Source organism: Kitasatospora sp. NPDC059973, assembly GCF_042737525.1.
Classification (GTDB): Bacteria; Actinomycetota; Actinomycetes; order Streptomycetales; family Streptomycetaceae; genus Kitasatospora.
Window position 1 is genome coordinate 1 of sequence record NZ_JBHWUI010000005.1, and the last position, 11618, is coordinate 11618.

An 11618-nucleotide genomic window follows, 5' to 3' on the forward strand; every position below is an offset into this window, starting at 1 on the left:
CCTCCGAGCAGATCGCTCGGAGGGCGCCCCTCTCGGTGTCCCAGGCTGTCGGCCGGTCAGTGCGGGCCGGTCAGTGCGGGTCGGTCAGTGCCGGCCGCCGTTCCCATTCCCGTTGCCATTGCCATTGCCGTTCCCGCCGCCGATGATCCCCGGCGGGAAGGTGAAGCCGCCGCCGATCATCCCGCCGGCGTTGGTGGCGCCGCCGGGGTTGCCGCCCGGCTGGCCGCCGGGGTTCCCGCCCGGGGTGCCGCCACCGGCCGCGGCGGCGTCGCCCGCCGGCGGCGTGGCCGGCGCGGTCGCGTTCGGGTCGGGCTTGGGCGCCGGGTCCGGGATGTTGATGGTCTGGATCTGGTCCTTCGGCGAGCCCTTGAGCGCCTGGTTCATCGCCAGCTGCCAGATCGGGCCGGGGCCGTCGGCACCGAAGACCTCGGGGAAGTACTTGCCGCCGATGGTGATGTTCTTCATCTTCACGCCGCCGGCCGGGCCGCCGAGCCAGACCGAGGTGGCGAGGGACGGGGTGTAGCCGCTGAACCAGGCGGCCTTCTTCTCGTCGGTGGTACCGGTCTTGCCGGCGATCTGCCGGCCGTCCTCCAGGCCGAGGGCGGCCGCGGTGCCCTTCTCGGTCACGTTGAGCAGGACGGTGTTGAGGGCGTCCGCGGTCTGCTCGGAGAAGGCCTGGCTGCAGGTGGACTGCGGGACCTTGACGTCCTTGCCGTCGACCGTGCTGATCTTGTTGATCGCGATCGGGGTGCAGTACTTGCCGCGCGCGGCGAAGGTCGCGTAGACGTTCGCCATGGTCAGCGGCGAGAGCTCCTGGGTGCCGAGGACCATCGAGGGCACCTCCTGGAACGCGTCGCCCTTCGCGGACTGGGTGATGCCGAGCTTGTTGGCCATCTGCTTCATCGCGCAGAGGCCGACCTGCTGCTCCATCTGCACGAAGTAGGTGTTCACCGACAGTGCCATGGCCTGCTTGAGCTCGTACGGGCCGACCTCGGAGGTGGACTCGTTCTTCACCGTCGCCTTGGGCTTGTCGGTGTTCTTCCAGGTGCCCGCGCAGGTGGACATCGACGGGTAGTCGATCTTGTTCTCGGACGGGAACGGCTGGGTGGGGGACATCCCCGACTCCAGCGCGGCCGCGGCCAGGATCGGCTTGAAGGTCGATCCGGTCTGGAAGCCGTTGCCGCCGCCCATCGCCGCGTCGACGTTGAGGTTGACGACGGTCTGGTTCTTGTTCGGGTCCAGGCCGTAGGGGCGGGTCTGGGCCATCGCCAGGATCTTGCCGCTGCCCGGCTCCATCATGGTCGCGGCGGCCGACACCGAGTCGGTGACCTTGACCTTGGAGGTCACCGCGTTCTGGGCGGCGGCCTGCTTGTCCGGGTCCAGGGTGGTGTAGATGTTCAGGCCGCCCTGGTCCCAGAACTTCTTCCGGTCCGCGACGCTCTTGCCGAACGCCGGGTCCTGCTTGACCACGTGCCGGACGTAGTCGCAGAAGAAGCCCATGCCCGCCTGGGCGGTGATGCAGCCGTTCTGCGGGTCCTTGTACTTCAGGCCCAGCGGCGCGGCCTTGGCCTCCTTGGCCTGGTCCGCGGTGATGTGCTTGTTCTCGACCATCTTGTCGAGCACCACGTTCCGGCGTTTCACCGTGTTCTCGGGGTAGCGCACCGGGTCGTACTGCGACGGGTTCTGCACCATGCCGGCCAGCGTGGCGGCCTCGGCGACGGTGAGGTCCTTGTTGTTCTTGCTGAAGTAGCGCTGGGCCGCGGCCTCGACCCCGTAGGCCTGGTGGCCGTAGAAGGTGATGTTGAGGTAGTTGGTGAGGATCTGGTCCTTGGTCAGGTCCTCCTCCAACTTGATCGCGACCTTCAGCTCCTGGACCTTGCGCCCGAGCGTCTTGCGCTGTGCGTCGAGCACGGCGGCCTGGTCGTCGCCGGCCTTCTCCACGTTGACGTTCTTCACGTACTGCTGGGTCAGCGTCGAGGCGCCCTGGGAGGCGGTGCCGCTCTCCGCGTTCTTGCTGACCGCGCGCAGCACGCCCTTGAGGTCGACGGCGCCGTGCTCGTAGAAGCGCGCGTCCTCGATGTCGACCTGCGCCTGGCGCATGTAGGGGGACATCTGGTCCGCCGTGAGCACCGTGCGGTCGCGCTCGTAGACCTTGGCGATCAGCCCGCCCTTGGCGTCGAAGATCTGCGTGGCCTGCGTCAGCGGCGGGGTCTTGAAGTCGTCGGGGATGTCGTCGAAGCTCTCCGCCGTGCTCTTGGCGGTCAGCCCGAGCGCGCCGACGGCGGGCAGGGCCATGCCGGCCAGCAGTACTCCGGAGAGCACGCTGACCCCCAGGAACTTCACTCCGTGTCCCGCGAAGTCGAGCGGTGACCCGCGGCGCCGGCCGCTCGGAGCTCCGGGGTTGCCTGGGGGCTGGGGTGCCTGGGGGCGCTTCGGTGCCATGGGGAGAACCCTACGTCGCCGAATCCCGTACATAGGGGCAGGTGTTCGCCTAGGCTTGTCACAAGCTTGCGACAGCTTCGGTGCGTCAGCGTCACTCACTCTTGTGAGTGATGAGGATTGCCCGAATTGCCCCTCTATGGCCGGTTTTTGAGGCAGCTGTTGGCAGCTGTCCACCCCCTTTTGGTGGCTCTCCGTAACGGCTCGCGTGGCGAGAGTTCCCCCGGGTTTCTTGGCAAGGCTTGCGACCTGCGATCACTCCAACGAGTGAGCTGACCGATACCCATAGTCCGATCGGGTCATTCGAGATTGAGCCCGAAGGGGCTGTTGCAAGCTGTCGTTCTTCCGTAACGTCCTCAACTGGCAACGGTGAATATGCCGTTGCCGCCGTGGGGGAGCCTCGATTCGGGAGAGGACGGCGCCGGCATGGGCTGGGTAGACGACTGGAGTGCGCAGGCCGCCTGCCGCACTAGTGATCCGGACGAACTGTTCGTCCAGGGGGCGGCGCAGAACCGCGCCAAGGCGGTGTGCAGCGGGTGTCCCGTTCGCACGGAGTGCCTGGCGGACGCACTGGACAACCGGGTGGAGTTCGGGGTCTGGGGCGGGATGACGGAGCGCGAGCGGCGGGCGCTGCTGCGCCGGCGGCCGACCGTGATGTCGTGGCGGCGGCTGCTGGAGACGGCCCGCACCGAGTACGAGGAGTCCCTCGCCACCGGTGTGATACTGACGGACTACGCCCAGGCGGGCTGAGCGACCTACCCGGCGCTGAGCGACCTACCCGGCGCTGAGCGACCTACCCGGCGCTGAGCGACCTATCCGGCGCTGAGTGGCCGGCACGGTGCTGAGCGGCCCGCACGGCCGGGTGCGGAGCCGGCGCCCCACGGGGGCCGGCAGGTCACGGAGCCGACGGGCGCGACAGCCACCCGACGGCGGTTCACGAGCTGGACGGCAACGGTCCGGGAGCGACGCCACGGGGGAGCGGCGTCGCGGGGGCCGGTGCCGGAGCGCTACACGGCGCCGCTGAGGCGGTCGCCGATCGCGCGCAGCCCGTCCAGGTCGTGCACGTCCCCGGGCAGCGCGGCGACCTCGACGATCGGCACGTCCGGGTAGACCGAGACGAAGCGGTCACGGGTGCGGCGCTCCCGCGACATGATCTGCATCCGCTCGGCGTGCAGTCGCAGCAGTCCGGCCGCGAGCAGCTCCGCCTCGGGTGACGTGTGCTCCGAGCCGTTCTCCTCCAGGGCCTCGGCCGCCGCCAGCGCACGTTCGGCGGTGAGCTGCGGGGCGCCCGTGCGGTGCACCCGGTTGAGGACCAGCCCGGCCAGCGGCATCCGGTCGGCGGCCAGCCGGTCGACGAAGTAGGCCGCCTCGCGCAGCGCGTCCCGCTCCGGCGCGGCCACCACCAGGAACGCCGTCCCCGGCGCCTTGAGCAGCTGGTACGTCCGGTCGGCGCGCTCGCGGAAGCCGCCGAACATCGAGTCCATCGCACTGACGAAGGTCTGTACGTCGGTCAGCAGCTGGGCGCCGAAGATCTTGCCCAGGGTGCCGGTGAGCAGGCCCATCCCGACGTTGAGGAACTTCATCGCGCTGCGCCCGCCGACCTTGGCCGGGGCGGTCAGGATCCGGATCACCTTGCCGTCGAGGAAGGACCCGAGCCGGTTCGGCGCGTCCAGGAAGTCCAGCGCGGAGCGGGACGGCGGGGTGTCGACGATGATGAGGTCCCACTCCTCGGCAGCGCGGAGCTGGCCGAGCTTCTCCATCGCCATGTACTCCTGCGTACCCGCGAAGCCGGCCGACAGGGACTGGTAGAACGGGTTCTCCATGATCGCCCGGGCCCGCTCGGGCTCGGCGTGGGCCAGCACGACCTCGTCGAAGGTCCGCTTCATGTCGAGCATCATGGCCTGGAGTTCGCCCTCGCCCGTGACGCCCTTGACGACGCGGGGGGTGTTGTCCAGCTCGGTCAGGCCCATCGATTGGGCCAGCCGGCGGGCCGGGTCGATGGTCAGCACGACGACCTTGCGGCCGCGCTCGGCCGCCCGCAGTCCGAGCGCCGCGGCGGTGGTGGTCTTGCCGACGCCGCCCGAGCCGCAGCAGACGATGATCCTGGTCCCCGGGTCGTCGATCAGCCGGTCCATGTCGAGGTGGCTGCCCCGCTCGGTGCCGGTGTCCTGCCCGCTGCCCGCGCCCTGCTTGTCACCCACGCTCTGCCCGTCCTGCCCGTCCTGCCCGCCGTTCCCGCTCGCACCGCCGCTCGCACCGCCGCTCGCGCTCCCGCTCGCGCTCCCGCTCGCGCTCCCGCTCACGCCGCCCCCTGACGCTTCAGTTCGCCCGCCAGCCGGTACAGCCCGGCGAGGTCCACACCCTCGCCCAGCAGCGGGAGTTCGTAGCTCGGGAGCTTCAGCTGCTGCAGGTCGGCGCGCTGCTCGCGCTCCAGCTCCACCCGCTCGGCGTGCTCCCGGGCCTGTTCCAGCAGCGGGTCGAGCAGCGGGTCGACCGCCGCCCGGACGGTGTCCGGCTTGCGCGAGCGCCCGCCGAGGCCCGCCTCGCCGAGGGCCAGCGCGACCTCCTCGCGGTGGTCCCCGTCCACCGCGGCCACGGCCGCCGCGTCCAGCACCGGCGGCCGGACCATGTTCACCATCACCCCGCCGACCGGGAGGCCGGCCTCGCGCAGCTCGGTGAAGCCGTCGACGGTCTCCTGCACCGGCATCTCCTCCAGCAGGGTGACCAGGTGCACTGCGGTCTCCGGCGACTTCAGCACCCGCATCACGGCCTGCGCCTGGGTGTGGATCGGCCCGAACCGGGCCAGCCCGGCGACCTCGGAGTTCACGTTCAGGAAGCGGGTGAGCCGGCCGGTCGGCGGCGCGTCCATCACCACCGCGTCGTACGTGCGGCGCCCGTCCGGTGCCTTGCGCCGGGCCGCCTCGCAGGCCTTGCCGGTGAGCAGCACGTCCCGGACGCCGGGGGCGACGGTGGTGGCGAAGTCGACGAAGCCGACCTTCTGGAGCGCCTTCCCGGCCCGTCCGAGCTTGTAGAACATGTCGAGGTACTCCAGCAGCGCCTGCTCGGTGTCGATGGCCAGCGCGTACACCTCGCCGCTGCCGGACCCGGCGCCGCCCCTGCCGGGCAGCCCCAGCTGGGCGCGCGTGACGGACGCGATCCGGCGTTCCTCGTACGGCAGTGCGGCGATCCCGAACAGTTCGGCGATCCCCTGCCGGCCCTCCACTTCGATCAGCAGCGTCCGCCGCCCCTCGGCCGCGAGGGCCAGCGCCAACGCCGCGGCGAGGCTGGTCTTCCCGGTGCCGCCCTTGCCGCTGACCACGTGCAGCCGGACGCCCTCCCAGTCGGGATCACGCCGGGCCGCCTGGCCGGGGGTGCGTGCCACGCTCCGTCTCCGTCCGTCTCCGAGGGCCGAGGGGCCGTTCCGAGGGCCGCCACCGCGCAGGTGCCCTCCCGCGAGGGTAACCAGGGACCGCGCCGGATGCCGGGAGCATCGGGGAGGCCGGGCCTGAATCATGCCCGGATTGTGGGCCACCTCACACGCCGGTCCGCAGGCCGCCCCGTTCGCCCCCGCCGCTCGTCTAGAGTCTGGCCATGACCAAGTGGGAATACATGACGGCGCCCCTGCTCGTGCACGCCACCAAGCAGATCCTGGACAACTTCGGCGAGGACGGCTGGGAGCTCGTCCAGGTCGTGCCCGGCCCGAACCCGGAGCAGCTGGTGGCCTACTTCAAGCGGGAGAAGAACGCATGAGCAAGGTCGAGGAGAAGCTCGCCGAGCTCGGTCTGACCCTGCCGCCGGTGGCCGCGCCGGTCGCCGCCTACGTGCCGGCCCTGCGCTCGGGCGAGTTCGTCTTCACCTCCGGCCAGCTGCCGATGGTGGGCGGCAAGCTGCCGACCACCGGCAAGGTCGGCGCCGAGGTCACTCCGGAGGAGGCCAAGGAGCTCGCGCAGATCTGCGCGCTCAACGCGCTGGCCGCGGTGAAGTCGGTGGTCGGTGACCTGGACCTGATCGAGCGGGTCGTGAAGGTGGTCGGCTTCGTCGCCTCCGCCACCGACTTCACCGGCCAGCCCGGCGTCATCAACGGCGCCAGCGAGCTGCTCGGCCAGGTGCTCGGCGAGGCCGGTGTGCACGCCCGCAGCGCGGTCGGCGTCACCGTCCTGCCGCTGGACGCCCCGGTCGAGGTCGAGCTGCAGGTCCGGGTCAAGGCCTGAGACCGATCACGAGGGTGGGGTCGGCCCTGTCCAACCCCGCCCTCGTGCGCTTAGCATCCGGGCATGGACCAGCGAGCAACGACGCTCCCGATGCCGCCCGGCTGGCCTGCCCGGATCCGGGCGGTCGAGTCCGGCGAGGTGATCCCGCCGGAGCCCCGGCCCTCCGCCACCGTGGTGCTGCTGAGGGACACGGCGACCGGGCCGGAGGCCTATCTGCTGCGCAGGCGCAGCTCGATGGCGTTCGCGGCGGGCATGTACGCCTATCCGGGTGGCGGGGTGGACCCGCGCGACGCCGAGGCCGAGCTCGGCTGGGCCGGGCCCGGCCCGCAGGAGTGGGCCGAGCGGCTCGGTGTGGACGCCCGGACCGCGCAGGCGGTGGTCTGCGCCGCCGTCCGCGAGACGTTCGAGGAGGCCGGCGTCCTGCTGGCCGGCCCGGACGCCGACAGCACCGCCGAACCCCGGGACTGGAGCGCGGAGCGCGCCGCCCTGGAGGCCCACGAGCTCTCCTTCGCCGACTTCCTCCGTGAGCACGGCCTGCTGCTCCGCAGCGACCTACTGGCCGGCTGGGCCCGCTGGGTCACCCCGGCGTTCGAGGAGCGCCGGTACGACACCTGGTTCTTCGTCGCGGCCCTGCCGCCCGGTCAGCGGGCCGCGCTGGAGGTCGGCGAGGCCGACCGGGTCGCCTGGCTCTCTCCGGCCGAGGCCGTCCGGGGCCACGAGGACGGCGTGTTCGGGATGCTGCCGCCCACCGTGACCGTGCTGCGGGAGCTGCTGCCGGTGCGCAGCGCCGCGCAGGCGCTGGAGGCCGCGGCGGGGCGTTCGCTGCACCCGATCCTCGGCACCGCCGAGGTCCGGGGGGATCGAATGACGGTTCGATGGTCGGGGTATGAAGAGCTGACCATCGATGGAGACTTTCCCGAAGACCGCTGACGACCCGGCCTCGGGGCACCCGGGGCCCGGCCCCCGGCCTCCCGAACCTCCGAGCCGATGAACCGATGAACCGATACATCCGATGAACCGACACCGCCCGAGGAAGGATCGACGCCCGATGACCCACAACGACGTGGCTCGCCGGACGGCGCGCGCGATGCCCGCCCGCAGCCTGACCCCCCGCCCGCTCGCCTGCGAGGGCGCAGTCGTCGACGGCATACCAGGGCTGCGCGCCCTCGTCCGGGCACTGCCCGGACGCGTGCTCGACCGGACCTGCGAGGGCGGCCGACTCGGCGGGAGCGGCCGGTGAGCGGAATCCTCCCGGGTGACCCCGCCGCCGGCATCGGCGGCGAGGCCACCCCCCGGGCAGTCTGCGTGCTGGCGCCCAACCCGTCGCCGATGACGCTGGACGGCACCAACACCTGGCTGCTCTCCGAGCCCGGCTCGGACCTCGCGGTGGTCGTCGACCCGGGCCCGCTGCACGAGGGGCACCTGCGCCGGGTGATCGACACCGTGGAGCAGCAGGGCAAGCGCGTCGCGCTCACCCTGCTCACCCACGGCCACGCCGACCACTCCGAGGGCGCCGCGCGGTTCGCCGAGCTGACCGGTACCGACGTCCGCGCCCTGGACCCGGCGTACCGGCTCGGCTCCGAGGGCCTGACGCACGGCCAGCGGCTGGAGGTCGGCGGCCTCGACCTGCGGGTGGTCGCCACCCCCGGGCACACCTCGGACTCGCTGACCTTCCACCTGCCGGCCGACGGCGCGGTCCTCACCGGCGACACCGTCCTCGGCCGGGGCACCACGATGGTGGCCCACCCCGACGGCAGGCTCGGCGACTACCTGGACTCGCTGCGCCACCTGCAGAACATGGCGACCGAGCACGGCGTGCGCACGGTGCTGCCCGGCCACGGGCCGGTGCTCGCGGACGCGCTCGGCGCCGTCGAGTACTACCTGGCGCACCGGGCCGGGCGGCTCGCCCAGGTGGAGACCGCGGTCGAGGCCGGCTGCCGGACGGCGGACGAGGTGGTGGCCCGGGTCTACGCGGACGTGGACCGCGCGCTCTGGCCCGCGGCCGAGCTGTCGGTCCGGGCCCAGCTCCAGTACCTGGAGGACCACGGGCTGATCTGACCGCCGGCCGGGCCGACCGCCCGGAGCCGCACCGGACACGCGCGAGGGCCCGTCCACCGCATCGGTGGACGGGCCCTCGTCGTCGGTGGGACCGACGGCGCGCCGGGCGGGCCGGAGCGGAGGCTCCGGCCGGCCGGGTCAGCGCGAGCGGCGGGAGAGCCGCTCGACGTCCATCAGGACCACGGCGCGGGCCTCCAGCTTCAGCCAGCCGCGGCCGGCGAAGTCGGCGAGCGCCTTGTTGACCGTCTCGCGGGAGGCGCCGACCAGCTGGGCCAGCTCCTCCTGGGTGAGGTCGTGGGCGACGTGGATGCCCTCGTCGGACTGCACGCCGAAGCGGCGCGAGAGGTCCAGCAGGGCCTTGGCGACGCGCCCGGGCACGTCGGAGAAGACCAGGTCGGACATCACGTCGTTGGTCCGGCGCAGCCGGCGGGCGATGGCGCGCAGGAGTGCGATCGAGACCTCGGGGCGGGCGTGCAGCCAGGGCTGGAGGTCGCCGTGGCCGAGGCCCAGCAGCTTGACCTCGGTCAGCGCGCTCGCGGTGGCGGTGCGCGGGCCCGGGTCGAAGAGCGACAGCTCGCCGATCATCTCGCTGGGGCCGAGGACGGCGAGCATGTTCTCGCGGCCGTCCGGCGAGGCGCGGTGCAGCTTGACCTTGCCCTCGGCGACGACGTACAGCCGGTCGCCCGGGTCGCCCTCGTGGAACAGCGACTCACCGCGGGCGAGGGTCACCTCGGTCATGGAAGCGCGCAGCTCGCCGGCCTGTTCGTCGTCGAGTGCCGCGAAGAGTGCGGCGCGCCGCAGAACGTCGTCCACGTGCTTCCTCCTTCTCGGCCGCCCGGCGATCAAGCCGGTCGGCGCAAGTTCCGTACAGTGCTCTGCATCACCAAGCATGGCGCATGTCGCTCCGATCATATGAGGAGGGGGTGCGCCGAGGTGTGCTGCGCGGGGCCATTCGTACCGCCGGAGCGGCCTGCGGGCGGCACGCGCGGGCGCGCGGGGCGGCGTGGCGGGCGGTGCCGGCGGCGCGTGCGGCCGGTGTCCGGGGCCGGCGCGGTGTTCCCGCGGTGTTCGCAGGTCGGCCGGGGCGCGCGCGGTCCGGTGCGCGGGGGCGCCCGGGACGGGGGCGCCGAGGTCCATGAGGGGGTCGGGGCGGTCGCGGGCCGCCAGGATTCGGCTCCGGCTTAATCAGTGGAGCGCGGGCGGCCGGGGGCGCAGGATCCGGTCCTGACGAGTCCATGAGTCCACGAGTCCACGAGTCCACGGCCCGAAAGACGGTGACCCCGCATGTCCGCCTCCCAGTCCACCGGCACCACCACCCCCGAGCTTCGCGAGCGGGCCCTGCGGCTGCGGGCGCTCGTGGCCGACGGGGTGCTCGTCCTGCCGAACGCGTGGGACGCCGGCAGCGCCGCCGTGATCGCCTCCGCCGGGGCCGCGGCGATCGCCACCACCAGCGGCGGCGTCTCCTGGTCGCTCGGTCGCGGCGACGGCCAGCAGCTCGGCCGGGCGGACATGGCCGAGGCCGCCCGCCGGATCGCCTCCGTCGTCGACCTGCCGGTCACGGTCGATGCCGAGGGCGGCTACGGGGCGGCCCCCGCCGAGGTGGCCGAAACCGTGCGGGCGCTGGTCGGGGCCGGCGCGGCCGGGGTCAACCTGGAGGACTCGGCGGCGGCCGGCGGCCCGCTCTTCCCGGTGGCCGAGCAGGCCGCGCGGCTGGCCGCCGCCCGGGCGGCGGCCGCGGCGGCGGGCCTGCCCGAGCTGCTGGTCAACGCCCGGACGGACGTCTTCCTGTTCGGGATCGGCCCGGAGGAGGGCCGGCTGGACGAGGTGCTGGTTCGCGCGGCGGCGTACGCGCGGGCGGGTGCGGACGGCCTCTTCGTCCCCGGCCTGCTGGACCTCGACGTGCTGGCCCGGCTCTGCGCCGCGTCCCCGCTGCCGGTGAACGCGATGACGGGGCCGGGCGGGCCGACGGTCGCCGAACTCGCCGCCACCGGCGTCCGGCGGATCAGCGTCGGCACCGGGCTGGCCGAGGCCGCGTACAGCGCCGCCCACCGCGCCGCCGCCGAACTGCTCGGCACGGGCGCCGTGACCGGGGCGCCCGGCGCGCTGGGCTACGGGGAGCTGGACGCGCTGTACCGGCGCTGACCGGCAGGAGCTCACCGGCACGCACAGGGGAGGTGCCGGTGGCCCGGGCCGGGCGGCCTCAGTGGTCGTCCGGCTCCGGGAGCGGGGCCAGCTCGGGCGGCCCGTCGACCGCGGCGGGCAGCCCGAGCAGGCGCCGCATCGCCCGCCGGGTGCGGGCGGCCGCGGCCGCGTCCCGGTAGAGCCGGCGGGCGTGGTTGAGCGCCAGGACCTGCCCGGTCAGTTCGAAGACCACCTGCTCGGCGTCCGGCTCGGCGGGCAGCTGACCGGCGGCGATCGCCAGCTCGGTCTGCCGGCGCAGCTCGCGCTGCCAGACGGCGTTCCGGGCGGCCACCGCCGACCGGACCGGCCCGCGCTCCCGGTCGTCGAACTCGGAGGTCACGGCGGTGAAGAAGCACCCGCCGGGCAGCAGGTCGCGTTCCAGGTAGGAGACCCAGGCCTCGCACTGGACGAGCAGCCGCGGCAGCCCGGGCTCCGCGCCGGCGGCCGCCGCGCGCTGCACCACCTCGCGGACGAACAGGGCGACGGCCTCGTCGACCACGGCGAGCTGCAGGGTCTCCTTGGTGCCGAAGTGGCCGAGGACGCCGGACTTGCTCATCGACAGGTCGGTGGCGAGCCGGCCGATGGTCAGCCCCTCCAGGCCCTCGACCGAGGCGAGGTCCAGCCCCCGGCGCAGGATCGCGGTGCGGGTCCGGCGGGCGTCGGCGACGGATCTTCTCGGGCTCACCGGGCCAGTGTAGCCAGCCTCGGGCCTTTAGAGTCCGACCGTTC

12 protein-coding genes are annotated in these 11618 nt (G+C 73.2%); 7 read left to right on the forward strand and 5 right to left on the reverse strand.

Annotated elements, in window-relative coordinates; genetic code table 11:
* Positions 1–84 precede the first annotated feature (84 nt).
* Positions 85–2343, reverse strand: coding sequence for a transglycosylase domain-containing protein (locus ACFWA9_RS02415; RefSeq protein WP_380382436.1), 2259 nt, complete (start codon positions 2341–2343; stop codon positions 85–87).
* Between the two features lie 522 nt (positions 2344–2865).
* Here ACFWA9_RS02415 and ACFWA9_RS02420 point away from each other — a divergent pair.
* Positions 2866–3189 carry a WhiB family transcriptional regulator gene (locus tag ACFWA9_RS02420; protein ID WP_033333275.1) on the forward strand — a complete coding sequence of 108 codons (324 nt, stop codon included), beginning with the start codon at positions 2866–2868 and terminating at the stop codon, positions 3187–3189.
* A 257-nt stretch (positions 3190–3446) separates the two neighbouring features.
* Here ACFWA9_RS02420 and ACFWA9_RS02425 read toward each other — a convergent pair whose 3' ends face one another.
* Positions 3447–4574 (reverse strand): ArsA family ATPase, encoded by a 1128-nt coding sequence (locus ACFWA9_RS02425; RefSeq protein WP_329492159.1) that lies wholly within the window; start codon positions 4572–4574, stop codon positions 3447–3449.
* Between the two features lie 164 nt (positions 4575–4738).
* Positions 4739–5821, reverse strand: coding sequence for an ArsA-related P-loop ATPase (locus tag ACFWA9_RS02430; RefSeq protein ID WP_359804119.1), 1083 nt, complete (start codon positions 5819–5821; stop codon positions 4739–4741).
* A 209-nt stretch (positions 5822–6030) separates the two neighbouring features.
* Between ACFWA9_RS02430 and ACFWA9_RS02435 the strand changes: the two genes are divergently transcribed.
* From ACFWA9_RS02435 to ACFWA9_RS02455, 5 genes are all read left to right on the forward strand, one after another.
* Positions 6031–6189, forward strand: a complete 159-nt coding sequence (locus ACFWA9_RS02435; RefSeq protein WP_094743074.1) for a DUF4177 domain-containing protein — start codon at positions 6031–6033, stop codon at positions 6187–6189.
* Positions 6186–6650 carry a RidA family protein gene (locus tag ACFWA9_RS02440; RefSeq protein WP_380382439.1) on the forward strand — a complete coding sequence of 155 codons (465 nt, stop codon included), beginning with the start codon at positions 6186–6188 and terminating at the stop codon, positions 6648–6650. The genes ACFWA9_RS02435 and ACFWA9_RS02440 overlap by 4 nt, the downstream gene beginning before the upstream one ends.
* Before the next feature lie 63 nt (positions 6651–6713).
* On the forward strand, positions 6714–7580 hold the full coding sequence (locus ACFWA9_RS02445) for an NUDIX hydrolase (protein WP_359804120.1): 867 nt from the start codon (positions 6714–6716) through the stop codon (positions 7578–7580).
* 118 nt (positions 7581–7698) lie between these two features.
* Entirely contained in the window at positions 7699–7890 is a 192-nt protein-coding gene (locus ACFWA9_RS02450; RefSeq protein ID WP_380382441.1) for a hypothetical protein, read from the forward strand.
* Entirely contained in the window at positions 7887–8708 is an 822-nt protein-coding gene (locus ACFWA9_RS02455) for an MBL fold metallo-hydrolase (RefSeq protein WP_352291070.1), read from the forward strand. Before ACFWA9_RS02450 ends, ACFWA9_RS02455 begins: the two co-directional genes overlap by 4 nt.
* Positions 8709–8846: 138 nt before the next feature.
* On the opposite strand, the gene ACFWA9_RS02460 is transcribed toward ACFWA9_RS02455, so the two are convergent.
* Positions 8847–9521, reverse strand: a complete 675-nt coding sequence (locus tag ACFWA9_RS02460) for a Crp/Fnr family transcriptional regulator (RefSeq protein ID WP_030392646.1) — start codon at positions 9519–9521, stop codon at positions 8847–8849.
* A gap of 471 nt (positions 9522–9992) precedes the next feature.
* On the opposite strand from ACFWA9_RS02460, the gene ACFWA9_RS02465 reads away from it, so the two are divergent.
* Positions 9993–10850, forward strand: a complete 858-nt coding sequence (locus tag ACFWA9_RS02465; protein WP_380382444.1) for an isocitrate lyase/phosphoenolpyruvate mutase family protein — start codon at positions 9993–9995, stop codon at positions 10848–10850.
* 58 nt (positions 10851–10908) lie between these two features.
* On the opposite strand, the gene ACFWA9_RS02470 is transcribed toward ACFWA9_RS02465, so the two are convergent.
* Positions 10909–11574 (reverse strand): TetR/AcrR family transcriptional regulator, encoded by a 666-nt coding sequence (locus ACFWA9_RS02470; protein ID WP_359804123.1) that lies wholly within the window; start codon positions 11572–11574, stop codon positions 10909–10911.
* Positions 11575–11618 lie beyond the last annotated feature (44 nt).